The 15,909-nt window shown below is 63.1% G+C and carries 17 protein-coding genes; 11 read left to right on the top strand and 6 right to left on the bottom strand.

Annotation, left to right across the window (positions count from 1 at the left end; all coding sequences use genetic code 11):
• The first annotated feature begins 12 nt into the window (after positions 1–12).
• On the top strand, positions 13–2,109 hold the full coding sequence (locus NKH43_RS14790; RefSeq protein WP_352858789.1) for a TRAP transporter permease: 2,097 nt from the start codon (positions 13–15) through the stop codon (positions 2,107–2,109).
• Complete coding sequence (locus NKH43_RS14785; RefSeq protein ID WP_352858787.1) at positions 2,106–2,489, top strand: DUF1850 domain-containing protein; 384 nt, start codon at positions 2,106–2,108, stop codon at positions 2,487–2,489. Before NKH43_RS14790 ends, NKH43_RS14785 begins: the two co-directional genes overlap by 4 nt.
• On the opposite strand, the gene NKH43_RS14780 is transcribed toward NKH43_RS14785, so the two are convergent.
• The 3 genes from NKH43_RS14780 to NKH43_RS14770 all read right to left on the bottom strand — a co-directional run bounded on the left by NKH43_RS14780 (position 2,402) and on the right by NKH43_RS14770 (position 4,964).
• Positions 2,402–4,129 (bottom strand): saccharopine dehydrogenase family protein, encoded by a 1,728-nt coding sequence (locus tag NKH43_RS14780; RefSeq protein ID WP_352858785.1) that lies wholly within the window; start codon positions 4,127–4,129, stop codon positions 2,402–2,404. The genes NKH43_RS14785 and NKH43_RS14780 overlap by 88 nt on opposite strands.
• A gap of 50 nt (positions 4,130–4,179) precedes the next feature.
• Positions 4,180–4,560 carry a thiol-disulfide oxidoreductase DCC family protein gene (locus NKH43_RS14775; RefSeq protein WP_502895944.1) on the bottom strand — a complete coding sequence of 127 codons (381 nt, stop codon included), beginning with the start codon at positions 4,558–4,560 and terminating at the stop codon, positions 4,180–4,182.
• Between the two features lie 257 nt (positions 4,561–4,817).
• Positions 4,818–4,964, bottom strand: a complete 147-nt coding sequence (locus NKH43_RS14770; protein ID WP_023718851.1) for a hypothetical protein — start codon at positions 4,962–4,964, stop codon at positions 4,818–4,820.
• Between the two features lie 407 nt (positions 4,965–5,371).
• Between NKH43_RS14770 and NKH43_RS14765 the strand changes: the two genes are divergently transcribed.
• The 3 genes from NKH43_RS14765 to ligD all read left to right on the top strand — a co-directional run bounded on the left by NKH43_RS14765 (position 5,372) and on the right by ligD (position 9,366).
• Complete coding sequence (locus tag NKH43_RS14765) at positions 5,372–5,878, top strand: YciE/YciF ferroxidase family protein (RefSeq protein ID WP_023718852.1); 507 nt, start codon at positions 5,372–5,374, stop codon at positions 5,876–5,878.
• 125 nt (positions 5,879–6,003) lie between these two features.
• Positions 6,004–6,855: a non-homologous end joining protein Ku gene (ku, locus tag NKH43_RS14760; RefSeq protein WP_352858783.1), complete on the top strand. Its 852-nt coding sequence runs from the start codon at positions 6,004–6,006 to the stop codon at positions 6,853–6,855.
• 9 nt (positions 6,856–6,864) lie between these two features.
• Positions 6,865–9,366 (top strand): DNA ligase D, encoded by a 2,502-nt coding sequence (ligD, locus tag NKH43_RS14755; protein ID WP_352858781.1) that lies wholly within the window; start codon positions 6,865–6,867, stop codon positions 9,364–9,366.
• A 224-nt stretch (positions 9,367–9,590) separates the two neighbouring features.
• Here ligD and NKH43_RS14750 read toward each other — a convergent pair whose 3' ends face one another.
• Positions 9,591–10,265, bottom strand: coding sequence for an ArsR/SmtB family transcription factor (locus NKH43_RS14750; protein ID WP_352789094.1), 675 nt, complete (start codon positions 10,263–10,265; stop codon positions 9,591–9,593).
• 68 nt (positions 10,266–10,333) lie between these two features.
• Between NKH43_RS14750 and NKH43_RS14745 the strand changes: the two genes are divergently transcribed.
• The 3 genes from NKH43_RS14745 to NKH43_RS14735 all read left to right on the top strand — a co-directional run bounded on the left by NKH43_RS14745 (position 10,334) and on the right by NKH43_RS14735 (position 11,318).
• Complete coding sequence (locus tag NKH43_RS14745) at positions 10,334–10,549, top strand: DUF1127 domain-containing protein (protein WP_352858779.1); 216 nt, start codon at positions 10,334–10,336, stop codon at positions 10,547–10,549.
• Between the two features lie 95 nt (positions 10,550–10,644).
• The gene (locus NKH43_RS14740; RefSeq protein ID WP_023718857.1) at positions 10,645–10,977 is read left to right on the top strand and encodes an NIPSNAP family protein; all 333 of its coding nucleotides are present in this window, start codon (positions 10,645–10,647) and stop codon (positions 10,975–10,977) included.
• Positions 10,974–11,318, top strand: a complete 345-nt coding sequence (locus tag NKH43_RS14735) for an antibiotic biosynthesis monooxygenase family protein (RefSeq protein WP_023718858.1) — start codon at positions 10,974–10,976, stop codon at positions 11,316–11,318. Before NKH43_RS14740 ends, NKH43_RS14735 begins: the two co-directional genes overlap by 4 nt.
• Before the next feature lie 6 nt (positions 11,319–11,324).
• On the opposite strand, the gene mbfA is transcribed toward NKH43_RS14735, so the two are convergent.
• Positions 11,325–12,308, bottom strand: a complete 984-nt coding sequence (gene mbfA / locus NKH43_RS14730; RefSeq protein WP_023718859.1) for an iron exporter MbfA — start codon at positions 12,306–12,308, stop codon at positions 11,325–11,327.
• 181 nt (positions 12,309–12,489) lie between these two features.
• Between mbfA and NKH43_RS14725 the strand changes: the two genes are divergently transcribed.
• From NKH43_RS14725 to NKH43_RS14715, 3 genes are all read left to right on the top strand, one after another.
• Positions 12,490–12,807 (top strand): hypothetical protein, encoded by a 318-nt coding sequence (locus tag NKH43_RS14725; protein WP_023718860.1) that lies wholly within the window; start codon positions 12,490–12,492, stop codon positions 12,805–12,807.
• Positions 12,808–13,009: 202 nt separating this feature from the next.
• The gene (locus NKH43_RS14720; RefSeq protein ID WP_352495447.1) at positions 13,010–13,987 is read left to right on the top strand and encodes a threonine/serine dehydratase family protein; all 978 of its coding nucleotides are present in this window, start codon (positions 13,010–13,012) and stop codon (positions 13,985–13,987) included.
• 92 nt (positions 13,988–14,079) lie between these two features.
• A complete protein-coding gene (locus tag NKH43_RS14715; RefSeq protein WP_352495448.1) occupies positions 14,080–14,733 on the top strand; it encodes a glutathione S-transferase family protein in 654 nt (217 codons plus the stop codon).
• Between the two features lie 36 nt (positions 14,734–14,769).
• Here the strand turns inward: NKH43_RS14715 and NKH43_RS14710 are convergent, their stop codons facing one another.
• The gene (locus tag NKH43_RS14710) at positions 14,770–15,906 is read right to left on the bottom strand and encodes an ABC transporter permease (protein ID WP_023718863.1); all 1,137 of its coding nucleotides are present in this window, start codon (positions 15,904–15,906) and stop codon (positions 14,770–14,772) included.
• Positions 15,907–15,909: the final 3 nt, after the last annotated feature.

Below are 15,909 nucleotides of genomic sequence, written 5' to 3'. Positions count from 1 at the left end.
GGAACCCCGCCAATGACCGAAACCCCGACCGTTCTTTCCACCACAGCCGAAATCCCTGTCGAAGGCCTGCCACCGGGCTTCGGCGAAGGCATCGCCGGCAAGGCGGCTTTTTTTATCGCCGTCGCCTTCTCCATCTTCCAGATCTACATCGCCGCCTACGGCAGCCTGCCGAGCCAGGTCGTGCGCGCCATGCATGTCGGCTTCCTGCTGCTGCTCGGCTTTGCCCTGATCGCCAATCTGCGTGCCAAAAGCGTCCCGGCGAAAGCAGCCTTCTGGACTCTCGGCGTGCTCGGCTTCGCCACCGGTCTGTACAACTGGGTATTCTATGCCGACCTCATCCGCCGCTCTGGCTTCCTCACCACGCCTGACCTGATCGTCGGCGCGGTGCTGGTCGTGCTGGTCTTCGAGGCGGCGCGGCGGTTGATGGGACTGCCGCTTGCCGTTATTGCGTTCATCTTTCTCGCCTACGCATTTGCCGGCAATCATCTGCCACCGCCTTTCATCCATCGCGGCTATGATTTCGCCCAGCTCGTCGACACCTTCGCCTATGGCACCGAAGGCATCTACGGCACGCCGATCTATGTCTCGGCCGCCTACATCTTCATCTTCGTCGTCTTCGCCGCCTTTCTCGAACGCGCCGGCATGATCGCGCTGTTCAACGATTTTGCACTTGGCCTGGTCGGCTCATGGCGCGGCGGCCCGGCGCAGGTCTGCGTGCTGTCCTCGGCGCTGATGGGCACCATTTCCGGCTCCGGCGTCGCCAACGTGGTGGCCAGCGGCCAGTTCACCATCCCGCTGATGAAGCGCTTCGGCTTCCGCTCGGCCTTCGCCGGAGCCGTCGAGGCGACCTCGTCGATGGGCGGCCAGATCATGCCTCCGGTGATGGGTGCGGTTGCCTTCATCATGGCCGAGACGCTGAACATTCCCTATGCCGCGGTGGTCAAGGCGGCGATCATTCCGGCGCTGCTCTATTTTGGCGCCTGTTTCTGGCAGGTGCATTTGGAGGCCGGCAAGGCCGGCCTGCACGGCATGGCCAAGGCCGACCTGCCCAATCCGTGGGATGCGGTGAGACAACACTGGCCGCTGGTACTGCCGCTCGCAGCACTGATCTACCTGCTGTTTGCCGGCTACACACCGGTCTTCGCCGGCACGATGGGCCTGGCGTTGACCATTGTGCTTATCCTCGGCACGCCGCTGGCGGCATCGATCGGGCCGCTCGCCTTCCGCGTCGTCTTCTGGCTGGCGCTCGGGCTTGCCGCCGCTTCCTTCATGAAGTTCGGCGTCAACATCCTCAGCCTGGTCATCGCCGTGCTGGTCGTCGCCTGCCTCACCTTCAAGGGCGGGCGCGAGACACTGCGCATATGCGTCGATTCCCTTGCCGAGGGAGCAAAGAACGCGCTGCCGGTCGGCATTGCCTGCGCCATCGTCGGCATCGTCATCGGCACGCTGACGCTCACCGGCATCGCCTCGACCTTCATCGGCTGGATCATCTCGATCGGCGAGAACAATCTGTTCCTGTCGCTGCTTTTGACCATGCTCACCTGCCTGGTGCTCGGCATGGGCATCCCGACCATTCCCAATTACATCATCACCTCGTCGCTAGCCGGGCCGGCGCTTCTGTCGCTCGGCGTGCCGCTGGTGGTCAGCCATATGTTCGTCTTCTATTTCGGCATCATGGCTGATCTCACCCCGCCCGTGGCGCTGGCCGCCTTCGCCGCCGCACCCATGGCCAAGGAAAGCGGCCTCAAGATCGGCATCCAGGCCACCAAGCTTGCCATTGCTGGCTTCGTGGTGCCGTTCATGGCGGTCTATACCCCGGCGCTGATGCTGCAGGACCCCGGCCCGATCGCCGCCCAGTTCGGCTATCCCGTCGAGGTCGCCTACATCGTCATCAAAGCCTGCATGGGCATCGTCCTGTGGGGCGCCGCCGCCGTCGGCTTTCTCGCCCAGCGCATGGCCTGGTGGGAACGCCTCGTCGCCTTCGCCGCTGGCGTGCTGCTGGTTGCGGCGCTGCCGCTCACCGACGAGGCGGGCTGGGCGCTGTCTCTTGCCTGGATCGGGTGGCACTGCTGGCGCGCGCGGCAGGCGTCACTGGCCAATTCGGCATGAGCCTCTGCATCGTCGCGGCCGGCAAGACGATGACGCTCGCGGTCGCCGCCTTCACGCTCTCCTGGACGCATTCTGTGGAGAAGACCCAGTGGCAGGAAGACTGGAAGGTGCTGCCGTCCGGCCTGCAACTCGTCGAGGCACGAATCAAGGGCTCGGGCGCCGGCATGGAGCCGCCGCAAGGCTCGGCGCTGCGCGACGGCTGGTGGGTCTATGCGCCCCGGGTCGGGCCACAGCCGCGCCTGGTGCTCGCCGCCTCGGGCGCCACGGGTCAAGGCTGGACGCTGTGCACGGCTCAGGACTGCCGCGAATTTGGCAAGGTGGCAGGCGACACGATCTCGCTGGAGCCGTGCGGGTCGGAAGGCTCTAGCCAGCCACGGTAGCGGGCGATCATGCCGGCAAGCGGATGCGAGATATCGACATGGAAGCGGAAGCGGCCATCCTCCACCGTTTCGTAGGAAGTCGAGCGTGGACCGAGCCAGATCGGCAGCGGCAAGCAAAAAAAGCTCCAGCGGCGCAAGACCAGTGCCAGCCGGCCGTCCTCGGCAACCAGTGCCATCGCGAAGGTCAGCGGGCCGAAGCGTTCGCACAGCAGGCGCTGCGATCGACCCCGGCCTGCGAACTGTAGGCTCGAAAAACTGTGCTTGCCGAATGTCCGCGTCCAGGTCTCGCCGTCCTTGTCGGTGTCGAAGCGGACATGAACCGGGATGTCCTTGCTTGCTCCGGGGAAGCCGACCATCCAGGCCACTAGCCGGCCAAGAACATTGTGCCCGCGTTCTAAGCTAGCGCGGCCTGCGGCCGTGATCGTGCGGTCATGCATTGACCGAATTGCCTCGGGAAGGCCTTGCCAGGCGGCACCGAGCAGCTCGGTATAGAGCGGCTTGTCCTCGTCCGCGGCCCCGTTCCTGAAGCCGGTGTAGATCGTCCGCCCGGCGAACAGGGCCTCATAGTCCCGGAGCTCTAAATCGCGCACCGCCGCCCGTGCGCCCGGCGCGGGCTGATGTCCGGCCAGCACTTTGCGGACCAGCGCTTCAACCGCCATCGACGGGATCAGCGGCCCATCGTTGCCCTCGGCCAAGAGATGCCACGAGCGCTTGCCGGTGGCGCCCGCGCGGTCCGATCCCTCCACCTCGACGAACATGCCGCCGCGATGCTCGCCCCAGCGCAGCCGGTTCGTCGCCTGATGCATCAGCGGCGCCAGCGGCGAAAGCGAACTGATCAACCCGGCGCGCACCAGCCAGGCGAGGCCGATCAGGGCGCGGTGCAGCACCTCGGGTACCGGCCCGGCTCCCATCCAGATGGTCCTCGCCTCCGGCCAAAGCTCGGCCAGAGCACGCAGGTCCGGAACGTCGACCAGCGAGAACAGCGTGTTTCGAAGCGGCAGCTGGCCCGGCGGCGCGATAGTATAGCGCAGCTGCTCGGTAAACGGACAGCCTTGTTCGGGACGGCCATTACGAACAAGGCGCACCGGCTGACCGGTGTAACCGGCGATAGCGCGAATGACGTTTCCGCCGACACCGGCGAAGGGCGACGGCGCGATGCCGCCGCGAATTCCGTCGACCCGCGTCAGGTCCGAAGACAGGCGGCGCACAACCGCCGCCGTCAGCACCGGAAAGCTCGAGACTCCGGATAGCACGAAGACGCCGGCGTTTCGCGCCGCCTCGTCGAACGCAGAGACACCGGCGACGAAATCCGAGCCGTCGGCAAGATCGAGATAGTTGACGCGCCGGGCGATGCATGCCTCGATCAGGCCATAGCGTCCCTCGCCATAGGCCTGGAACGGACCGCTCGCGTCGACCACAATATCAGGCTCAAATGCAGCGAGTTGCACGGCGAGATCGCCGTCACGGTCGAACAGTGCCGGCAGCAGTTGCGCTGCCGTCGGGGCGCGCTTCTTGCAATACGCGTCAGCCTTGGCGAGCGAGCGCCCGGCGACGAACAGGATCAGATGGGGCTCGCCCTCCAAAAGCTCGACGGTGCGACCGCCAAAGGTGCCATAACCGCCGACGACAAGAACCTTCATCCGCAGTTCCCCCAAAATGCCCCGCGCCGCTCCCGGCCACGGCGATGAGCCTAGCCGATCAATCTTGCCCTCACCTCGGCGGAAGGGATTTCACAATTGTCCTTCTTGCCGAACAGGGCGTAGCGGTTCTTTGCGATGCGATCGTAGAGCCAGTCGCGAAGCGGGCGCGGCAACAACAGCAGGATCCGCGCCGCTCGCCATGGCCAGGCGAGTTCGGCCATGACGGCAACGAAACTGTCCAGGCGTGTGAAAGCCGCGCCATCGATGATGACGAGATTGGTCTCGTAGCGATCCGTCTGCAGCCCGTATTTCTTGAACAGCATCTCGCCGAGCGGCGATTGCGCCGTTACGAAATGGAAGTGGCCCTTGCGGTCGAGCTTTACCACCGTCCGCACAAAACCCGAGCACAACACGCAGACGCCGTCGAACACGATCAACGGGCGACTTGATTCGAATTCTGGCGGCTCAGGAGAATGGTTCGGCTTGACGATCACGTGGCGCCCGGCAGCTGGTATCAGGCGACACTAAGCCTGCCGGCGGCTGGATCAAAGCCCGGAATGTTAGAGGCTTGGCGTTGTCGCCCGCCGTCTGTCGGTCAGCGCAGGGCGCTCGGCGCGATAGGTCGTTGACCGGTTGTCGGCGTCGGGCCGGCAGATACGGCTGTCGTGACGGCTTTCCATGGTCATCATCAGTGCACGCTGATCCCAAGCGTGTTGCCACGGCGTGCGCAGGCGGGGCCTGGGCCGCGCATGTAATAGCGCTCGGGCCGATAGGTCGGCGCGACGAATTCGCGGATGGCGGCGGCATAGCCGGCGATTTGATTCCAGAAGCTCATTTTACTCGGTCCCTGTCCCGTTTCGGATGTCCCTTCCGAATTGCGGGGATCATAGCGTCCAGGCGTGAATAGTCGGTGAACGCGATGTTAATCTCTGGTCGAAAATGCCTTTGTTCATGGCTGCAATGCGGCTGATTCGCGGTGTTTCCGTGCTGTCCGTCGGCATTTCGCCCAGTGTGACTTTTGCATCACATATGTTTCGCCTGAATGTCGCCGAGGCGCGCGTTTGTTTCACTTTTGCTGCCACCGCGAAATTTCCGTGCACGTGGTCGAAAAACCAGGAACCGGCCCGTCAGCCGCACGTTGATTTCCCAGTGCCGGGACGAACCGGTTCCGCAGGCCGGCGTGCTCGGGTTGAGCCGCGGCCAAAAATCCGAAACAGCAAGAGCAATGGAAAGGCAAAGGCCATGGGCTTCTTTTCGAAGGACATCAAAACACTCGACGATCTCTTCGTGCACACGCTGCGCGACATTTATTACGCTGAGAAACAGATCGAGAAATCGCTGCCGAAGATGATCGACAAGGCGAGTGATCCGCAGTTGAAAGCCGGCTTTGAGAAGCATCTCGCCCAGACCAAGGGTCATATTCAGCGTGTCGAGCAGGTGTTCGAGCTGCACGGCGTGAAGGCCAAGGAGGTCGACTGCCCGGCCATCGATGGCATTCTCGAAGAGGCCGACGAGGTCAGCGGCGACATCGCCGACAAGGAGGTCCTCGACGCTGCACTGATCGCGTCCGCCCAGGCGGTCGAGCATTATGAGATGACCCGTTACGGCACCTTGATTGCCTGGGCCAAGCAACTGGGCCGCAGCGACTGCGCCAATGTGTTGGCCAACAACCTCAAGGAGGAACAGGCAACCGACCGCAAGCTTACCGAGATGGCGGAAAGCAAGATCAACCTGCAAGCCGCCGAGTAGGGCCGCGATCGAGAATGGAGTTCAGGCAAGGCTGGGCCGAAAGCCCGGACTTGCCTTTTGCGCCGCTGGAACCGGAACGGACTTTGCCCGTTCTCGGTTGAACGTTGTCGCGCAGGGAGTTTGTCATGGCGCCGCGCCCCGCCTGGAGAGGGTATCTCAAGCTTTCGCTGGTCACCTGCGCGGTCGAAGTGACCAATGTCGTCACCCAGGCCGAAAAAGTTTCGTTCCGCGTGCTCAACCGCAAGACTGGCAACACTGTCAGGCGCGTCTATGTCGATTCGGCAAGCGGCAAGCCGCTCGATGAAGGCGACGAGATCAAGGGCTACGAGATCGGCGACGGCGACTTCGTCCAAATCGAGGAGGAGGAGATCGAAGCCGTCCAGATCGAATCCTCGCATACGATGAGCCTCGACGGGTTCATCGAAAAATCTTCGATCCAGCAGATCTATCTCGACACGCCCTATTATGTGACGCCCGCGGACGATGTCTCGGAAGAGGCTTTTGCCGTCATCCGCGACGCCATGGCCGCCAAGAAGACGGCGGGCCTTGCCCGCATCGTGCTCTACCGCCGCGAGCGTCCGGTGGTCATCGAGCCGCTGGGCAAGGGCCTGCTGCTGACGACGCTGCGCTATGGCGATACGGTGCGCAGGCCCGAGATGGTGTTCGGCGACATCAAGCCGGTGAAGACCGACGCCGAGATGATCAGGCTGGCCGAACACATTGTCGATGAGAAACAGGCGAAGTTCGATCCTTCCGAATTCGAGGACAAATACGAAAACGCGCTGATCGAGCTGGTCCGCGCCAAGAAGGCCGGCAAGAAGGCACCGAAGACCAAGGCAGAACCGCGACCCTCCAACGTCGTCAATCTCTTCGATGCACTGAAGAAGAGCCTTTCGTCGGAGGCCAGCCCGCCGGCAAAGGCCAGACGCCCGGCAAAAGCCGCCAAGTCCAAAGCCGCCCGGCGCAAATCGGCTTAGGATCAGACCATGGCCGGCCTCGAGCAATATCACGCCAAGCGCGATTTCAAGAAGACCGCCGAACCGGCCGGTAAGCTCGCGCGCGGCAAGAAAGCCGTGCCGGGTGGCATCTTCGTCATCCACAAGCATGCCGCCACCAGGCTTCACTACGACCTTCGCCTTGAGCATGGCGGCGTGCTGTGGAGCTGGGCGGTGACGCGAGGCCCGAGCCTCGACCCGCATGAGAAGCGGCTCGCCGTGCATGTCGAGGACCACCCGATCGACTATGCGCCGTTCGAAGGCACCATCCCCAAGGGCCAATATGGCGGCGGCTCGGTCATTGTCTGGGACGAAGGCACGTGGGTCCCCGAAGGCGACCCTGCCAAAGGGATGAAGAAAGGCCATATCAATTTCGAACTGCATGGCCACAAATTGCATGGCGCCTGGCATCTGGTGCGGCTGAAGCCGCGGCCCGGCGAAAAACGCGACAACTGGCTGCTGATCAAGTCCGACGATGCCGCCGCGCGTCCCGGTGAGGACATTTTGCAGGAGGCGCCGCAATCGGTGAAATCCGGCCTGACCATCGAGGAGGTCGGCGAAGGCAAGACCGCCGACGGCAAGAAGCCAAGCGTCTGGCAGTCCGACAGGCCGGCCGCCGGCAAAGCGAAGGCTGTCGCGGCAAGGCGGCTCGAATTCGTCGAGCCGGCGCTCGCCACGCTGGAGCGGGACGCCCCGCCCGGTAAGGACTGGCTGCATGAGGTGAAGTTCGACGGCTATCGCATGCAGGCGCAGCTTGCCGGTACCGAGGTGCGGCTTTTGACACGCACCGGCCTGGACTGGACCGACAAATTTGGTGGCTCAATTGTCGCGGCACTTGGCGGTCTGAAATGTACCGATGCCGTCATCGACGGCGAAATCGTCGTGCTGGCGGATAATGGCGTGTCGTCCTTCTCGCTGCTTCAGCAAGATCTGTCGGCGGGCCGCACGGACCGTTTCATCTACTATGTCTTCGACCTGTTGCAGCTCAATGGTCAAGACATCCGTTCCGAGCCGCTGGTCGAGCGCAAGGAAAGGCTGCGCAGCCTGCTCGCCGGACAGGCCGAGGATCAGGCCGTGCGCTTCAGCGACCATTTTGCCGAGCCCGGCAAGATCATGCTGGAGCACGCTTGCCGGCTGGGTCTAGAAGGCGTCGTTTCCAAGCGCGCCGATGCGCCCTACCGCAGCGGCCGTGTTCCCTCGTGGGTGAAGTCGAAATGCACGGCGCGTCAGGAATTCGTCATCGGCGGCTACATGCCGTCGGACAAGACCGGGCGTGGCCTGCGCTCGCTGCTGGTCGGCTATCACGAGGGCGGCAAGCTGCGCTATGCCGGCCGTGTCGGCACCGGCTTCACGGCCAAAAGCACCAACGAGCTGAAGAAGAGGCTTGATGCGCTGAAGACGACAACCTCGCCCTTCGACAGCGCGGTGCCAAGGGGCAAGGGGCTGGTCTGGGTCAAGCCCGAACTTGTCGGCGAAGTGGAGTTTCGCAGTTGGACGTCGGACCGTATAATACGCCACGCGTCCTTCCAGGGATTGCGCGAGGACAAGCCGGCGGAGGAAGTCGTGCAGGAGAAACCGAAAGCACGCTCAGCCACGGCAGAGCCGAAGCCAAAGCCCGCCAAAACCGCAGGCGCGGCGAAAACCTCGGTTACGCTGTCTCGCCCCGACAAGCTTCTGTGGCCCGAGGAGAACGTATCGAAGCAGGATCTGGTCGATCACTACGAGTTGGTCTGGCCGCGCATGAAGCAGTTCGTCGTCAACCGGCCGCTCAGCCTCGTGCGGGCGCCGGACGGCGTCGGCGGCCAACGCTTCTTCCAGAAGCATGCCTCGGCCGGCATGCACGACAAGATCGCCGTGATGAAGGATCCGACCGACGGCGAGGAGATATTGTTCATCCGCGATTTCGACGGTCTCGTGGCACTGGTGCAACTGGGCGTCGTCGAGATCCATATTTGGGGCTCGACCACCGAGGAGCTGGAAAAGCCCGACCAGATCATCTTCGATCTCGATCCCGACGAGGGCGTCGACGTGAAGGCGGTGCGCGCGGCGGCACTCGACATCCGCGGCCGGCTCGACGAACTGTCCCTGCCGAATTTCGTCAAGACCTCGGGCGGCAAGGGCTACCACGTCGTCGTGCCGCTGAAGCCGTCGGCGGATTGGGACGAGGTCAAGGGCTTCGCCCATGAGTTCGCCCGAGCGCTCGAACAGGGCGCACCCGACCGCTACACGGCGACGCTGTCGAAGAAGGCACGCACGGGCAGGATTTTCGTCGATTATCTGCGCAACGGCCGCGGCGCCACCACCGTCGCCCCCTATTCGTCGCGCGCCAAAAAGGGCGCCACGGTATCGATGCCGGTGACCTGGGCGGAGATCGAGGCCGGATTGCCGCCCAACGCCTTTCCGATCGGCGACAAGACGACGCTGAAGCGGCTCGGGCAAGCCGACCCCTGGGCGGATTTTTTCAAGCAGGCCAAGCTGCTCAAGCGCGACTAGTGCATGTCGCGCAAAAGTGTGCAGCGGTTTTGCGATAACGACATGCATCAAAACAAGGACCTAAAGCGTATTGCATGAGGCCGGTCGAACGCGACGCGCTTTAAAGCAATTCCAGGAAAAGTATGAAAAGGTTTTCCGTCCGGAATTGCGTCAAAACAAAAAGACAGAGCGGTTCGGCGTTTCCGTGAAACGACGAATGCGTACTAGCGCGTCGAAGCGATCTGTCAGGCGAGAAACGTTTTCTCGAAGGCCTGCTTGCCTGCCGGTGAAAAGATCACGGCACGGCTGTCCTTCTCGCGCCGCGCCCATTTCTCGGCGAGGATCTTGTCGAGAATGGCGGCGCCCAGCGTGCCGGCAAGGTGCGAACGCCGCACGCTCCAGTCGAGGCACGCCCGGCACACCGGTCGCCGCGCTTTGGTATGGATGTCGATGCCGATCGCGGCGAAATGCGAGGCGGCCGACGGCCCAAGCTGGATCTCCTTGTCGTCGCGCAGGAGCACTTGTCGAGCGACAAGACGGTCCAGCATCGCCACCGCCTGCTCGCCGGCGAGGTGGTCGTAGCAGACCCGCGCCACGCGCATGGCCGCGTCGCGAGGGCCGGGTCGCACCCTCTGCGGCCCGACAGCAGCAGCGACGCCGGTGATGGCTTCGATCATTCCTGCCACCTGCGGGCCGGCGAGGCCGTAATAGCGGTGCCGTCCCTGGCTCGCCAGCGTCAGCAGCCCGCCTTCCATCAGCTTCGATAGATGGGAGCTCGCTGTCGGAAGCGACACGCCGGCTTCGAGTGCCAGTTCGCTCGCCGTCAGTGCTGTGCCGCCCATCAGTGCGGACAGCATGTTTGCCCGCGCCGGATCGCCGACCAGGCTGGCAATGCGGGCTATGTCAGGGCCTTCGCGCATAGTTCGTTCCTCATCGAAGCATCCTCGTCAGACAAGCATTAATCTCGATGCAAATCAAGGAGACGACGATGCCTGCAAGGACCATTCTCAGCGCCGCGCCTGCTCGCCGGCCGTTCCCGTTAATTGTCTTGCGCCGCTTGCGGCTGCGGCTCCTGAAGCGGTGGTACGACCGTCATTCGCAGCGCCTCGATCTCGCCGAAATCGACGATCATCTGCTGCGTGACCCTGGCCTGACACCCGAAGACGTCCGTCGCGAATACGCGAAATCCTTCTGGCAGGCATGATCAGCGAGGGATTGCCTAGCATATCGATCTTCGGAACGTTTCGACCCGGCTCGAACTGTGGTCGCAAGAAACATCCACCCGCCAAGGAGGCGAAAATGACCATTACCTGCTTCATCCGCTACGAGATCGATCCGTTCGGCAAGGCGGCGTTCGAGGAATATGCCCGCAATTGGGGGCAGGCGATCCCGCGCTGCGGCGCCGATCTGATCGGCTATTTCGCGCCGCACGAAGGCTCGGCCACCACGGCTTATGCCGCCTACAACATCGACAGTCTTGCGGCCTACGAAGTCTACCGCGCCCGGCTCGCCGCCGATCCCGCCGGCAAGGCGAATTACGAGTTCGCCCGGCGGGAAAAATTCATCCTGAAGGAGGATCGCATCTTCCTCAAGCTGGCCTCCGCGCCGCATGGTCCTTTGGTGAAGCCATGATCGCCGTCATCTTCGAGGTCGAGCCGGCGGCGGGCAAGCGCGAAGCCTACCTCGGCATCGCCGCCGACCTGCGGCCGCTGCTCGACGGCATCGACGGTTTCCTGTCGATCGAGCGCTTCCAGAGCCTTGCCGATCCGAACCGCATCCTGTCGCTGTCCTTCTGGCGCGACGAGGAAGCGGTGAAGGCCTGGCGCAACACGCAGGAACATCGGCAGGCCCAGAAAGCCGGGCGCGGCGGTATCTTTGCCGACTATCGTTTGCGCATCGCCCACGTCGTGCGCGACTACGGCCTGACCGAACGCGCCGAGGCGCCAGCAGACAGCCGGGTGGTGAACGGATAGGGGCTGCTATGCATTCCCGATCAGCACCCCTGCCGCAAACACCAGCGCGCCACCCAGCACCACCTGGAAGGCGGCGCGCCAGAATGGCGTCTGCATATAGCGGTTCTGCACGAAGGCGATCGCCCACAGCTCGAAGAAAACCACCACGGCGGCGACAATGGTCGCCGTCCAGAAAAGCGGGATGAGATAGGGCAGCGCATGGCCGAGCCCGCCCAGCGTTGTCATGACGCCGACGGTCAGACCGCGTTTTGCCGGCGAGCCGCGGCCCGACAACTTACCGTCGTCGGAGGCCACTTCGGTGAAACCCATCGAGATGCCGGCGCCGATCGAGGCAGCAAGCCCGACCAGAAAGGTCTGGAACGTGTCGTGCGTGGCAAAGGCGGCGGCAAAGATCGGCGCCAGTGTTGACACCGACCCATCCATCAGCCCCGCCAGCCCCGGTTGTACGTAGGTCAGGATGAACTGGCGCTGCTCGGCCGCCGCCTCTTCGTCCTTGACCGCGCCCGGCACATGCTTTTGTTCGAGCCGCTGCGCCAGTGTCTCGTGGCCCTGTTCTGCGATCGCCAGATCGTCGAGCAGCTTTCGCGTCGACGCATCGCCTGTGCGCTTGGCCGCCTCGACATAGAACAGGTAGGCCTGCCGCTCCATGGCCTCGGCTTGGCTGCGCACATGATCGACGCCGAGCGGCCTCACCAGCCAGTCCGGTTTGCGCTCGTAATAACCCTTCACATGTTCGCGCCGGATCAGCGGTATCCGCTCGCCGAAACGCTTGCGGTAAAGCTCGATCAGTGAATCGCGATGGCCGTCCTCTTCCTCCGCCATCTCTTCGAACACTTTGGCCGATTGCGGAAAGCTTTCCGCCAGCCCGTCGGCATAGGCGCGATAGATGCGCCCGTCATCCTCCTCGGAGGAGATGGCGAGCGCCAGGATCTCCTGTTCCGAGAGCGATTCAAAGGAACGGCGGCCGAGGCCGAAAACGCGGGAAAGCATGAGAAATTCACCCTAGTTTAGAATAGTTCTAAACTATGACCTTGCACGTCGCCGGTCAATCGTGCGTGCTCCACTCATGCTCAAAAGCTACAGATTTCGAAACCCCGAGCAGGTCGTCGTTTGCTATCGGTGAACGTTCACTTATATAACCGAATCTGAACCAAGAGAAAGGAACCCGCAGATGCCGGAAAAACAGCAGCCGTTTGATCCCAAACCAGTCCTCGACCTGATCGCCAACATCGAGGCGGATCTGCAGCGCCTGAAAGGCCTGGTCGAGCAGCAGGTCGAAAAATTCGATCCCGCCAATCCGCACAACAAGGCTCCCGATGGCAAGTTGACTGAGGAGGGTGTCGAGTGCTGCTATCGCCTGTTCGACGAGGGCAAGTCGCGCTATTCGGTCGCCCAGCAGATGAAGATCTCCTTCGCCGCCGCCACCCACCGCTTCAACACCTGGCGTAAGATGGGCGGTCCCAAACGGCAAAAGACGCTGTTGGGGTGAGGAGCGGCGGCCAAGCCGGTCAATCGGCAACGATTTGTCGATTGAAGCGACGACCGCATGGCGGAGAGACGAGGAGGCGGCAGGTGGCAGGCACGCTCCTCTCCTGCCTGCAAGACGAATTGTAACCGTCACATTTTTTCATTGGTGCGCGGCCTCCCTTTCCGTGCACCATAGGCGGTCTCATTTCTTGCAGGACCTCGCCATGACCACCCCTCCCGGCATCGCCGATATCCGCAGCGCAGCAGCGCGATTGTCCGGCCTGATCGTCGAAACGCCGCTGATCGAATCGCCGGAGCTGAACAAGCGCTTCGGCGCCAGGATCCTGTTCAAGCCCGAGACGTTGCAGCGCACCGGCTCCTTCAAGTTCCGCGGTGCATACAACAAGCTCTCCTCGCTCTCGGCGGAAGAACGCGCTGGCGGGGTCGTCGCCTTCTCGTCGGGTAATCACGCGCAAGGCGTTGCCGCCGCAGCGGCGATGTTCGGCGTCAAGGCCGTCATCGCCATGCCCACCGATGCGCCGGCGATGAAAGTCGGCAATGTCAGGAAGATGGGCGCGGAAGTGATCACCTTCGACCGGGTCCGCGACGATCGCACTGCCGTCGTCCGTTCTTACGTGGAAAGGGGCATGGTCCTGGTGCCGCCCTACGACGATCCGGCCATCATCGCCGGCCAGGGCACGATCGGCCTCGAATTGATGCGCCAAGCAAGCGCGCTTGGCGTCAGCCTGGATGCGGTAGTCGTTCCCTGCGGCGGTGGCGGCTTGAGCAGCGGCATTTCGATCGCGGTCAAGGACGCCTCACCGGGCACCGCCGTCTGGGCCGTGGAACCCGAGCATTTCGATGACACACGCCGCTCGCTGATCAAAGGCGCCAGGGTGTCGAACGCGCCCGGCCACACCTCGATCTGCGATGCCCTTCTCGTCGCCGAGCCGGGCGCGATCACTTTCGAGATCAACCGCAAGAATCTCGCCGGCGCCATCACCGTTTCCGACAAGGCGGTGGCACAGGCGATGCGCGATGCCATGGCTTGCCTGAAGCTGGTCGTCGAACCTGGCGGTTGCGTCGGCTTGGCCGCGCTGTCGTCAGGCGAGATCGACCTTGCCGGGAAATGCATTGCCGTGGTGCTCTCCGGTGGCAATGTCGATCTCAGCACCTATGCCGAGATCATTGCTGCCGGCTAGGATAGCAACCAGTTCCAGGTCATGTGCCGATTCGAGGTGCTTGAGCGTCCGTTGCGCCCGGTCGAACCGGTACCCTTCAAAGACTGAGATCAATGAAACTGTTCTTCAGCCGCAATCCCAATCCTCGCCTCGCGGTCGCGGTGGCACGGTATCTCAAAGCCAAGGTCGAGTTCGAATTCGCCTCTCCCTTCGCTCCGGGGCAGGCCGAGCGCTTTCGGCCGCTCAATCCAAATCTTTCATTGCCTATCCTTGTGGGCTTGGGAAAAAGCCTCTGGGAGGCCGACGCCATAGCCTGCCGGTTTTCACGCGACACGCATTCGCATTTCTGGCGCACCGGCGACGACGAGCCCGAGATGATCCGATGGCTGAGTTGGGGCAAAGAGAACTTCGCAAGAGCCTGCGACGTCGTGCATTTCGAACGCGGGACCAAACAGCGCTATGGGCTCGGCCCGATCGATCAGGCGCGGGTTGAGGAGGGCCTGAGCGACTTCAGCACCGCCGCCGCAATACTTGATGCCGAGCTTTCCGAGCGAGACTGGCTGGTCGGAAGTTCGGTTTCCTATGCCGACTTTCGAATGGCGACGTTTCTGCCCTTCAACGACGTCGCCCGATTGCCGCTCGATGATTATCCTTCTGTCGGTCGCTGGTATCGGCAGCTTGAAGAAATCGACGCCTGGCGCGATCCCTTCGAAGGGCTCAATGCGCCTGAATTGGCGCCGGTCCCGGGTCAGGCCAAGCCGGTGTGAATCTCGGTCATTTGCACAAGCGGATCGAGTTCGACCCTAATCCAACGTCCGGCGGAACCGCACCAGCGCCACGCCGGCGAACAGCGCCACGAACACCACCAGCCAGCCGATCTCCGTTGCCACCGCCGGCAGCTCGGCGCCCTTCAGCATCACCGCGCGGATGATGCGCAGGAAATGCGTCAGCGGCAGCACCTCGCCGAAAATCTGCGCCCAGTCCGGCATGCCGCGATAGGGGAACATAAAACCGGACAGCATGATCGACGGCAGGAAGAAGAAGAAGGTGAGCTGCAGTGCCTGCATCTGCGTGCGGGCAATCGTCGAGATCGTATAGCCGAGCAGCACCAGCGCCAGCACGAAGATCAGGACGGCCGTCAACAGCAGCGACATCGATCCGGTGAAGGGGATGGCGAACAGAAGCTTCGATGCCGCCAGCACCACCAGCACCTGCACGGCGCCGACCGCCAGATACGGCAGCACCTTACCCAGCATGATCTCGAGCGGGCTGGACGGCATCGCCAGAAGGTTCTCCATCGTGCCGCGCTCGGTCTCACGCGTCAGCGCGATCGAGGTCATCATTACCATCGTCATCTGCAGGATGACGCCGAGCAGGCCGGGCACGATGTTGTATTGCGATACGGCTTCCGGATTGTAGCGCCGGTGCACTACGACCTGGAGCTGGCCCCGGGCAGCTTCGGCCGCTGTCTCCTGCATGCCGCGCGCCCTGAGCAGCGCCTGGTTGGCAACGGTGCCGAGCGTCGAGATGGCGCCGCTGGCGACGGCCGGGTCGGTCGCATCCGCCTCGATCAGGATCTGCGGGCTGTCGCCACGCTCGACCCGTCGGGCGAAATCGGCGGGAATGGTGACGACGAAGGCAACGTCGCCGCGCGCCATCAGGAATTCGGCTTCGGCGGCACTTTGCGCGACATGGTCGAAGCGGTAATAGCCGGTGGTCTGCAGCGCCGAAACCATGGCTCGCGTGTAAGGATCGCTGCTCATCGCCACCAGCGCTGCCGGCAGGCTCTTCGGATCGTTGTTGATGGCATAGCCGAACAGCACCAGCTGCATCAGCGGCACGCCCAGCATCATGGCGAAGGTGATGCGGTCGCGCCGCATCTGGATGAACTCCTTGATCAGCAGCGCACCGAGCCTGGCGAAGGAAAAGACGCTGTTTATCCC

Origin of the sequence: Mesorhizobium sp. M1163 (assembly GCF_040318415.1) — a bacterium.
Taxonomy (GTDB): domain Bacteria; phylum Pseudomonadota; class Alphaproteobacteria; order Rhizobiales; family Rhizobiaceae; genus Mesorhizobium.
The sequence above is the reverse complement of the archived record's forward strand: the minus strand, read 5'-3'. Positions and strand labels throughout refer to the sequence as shown.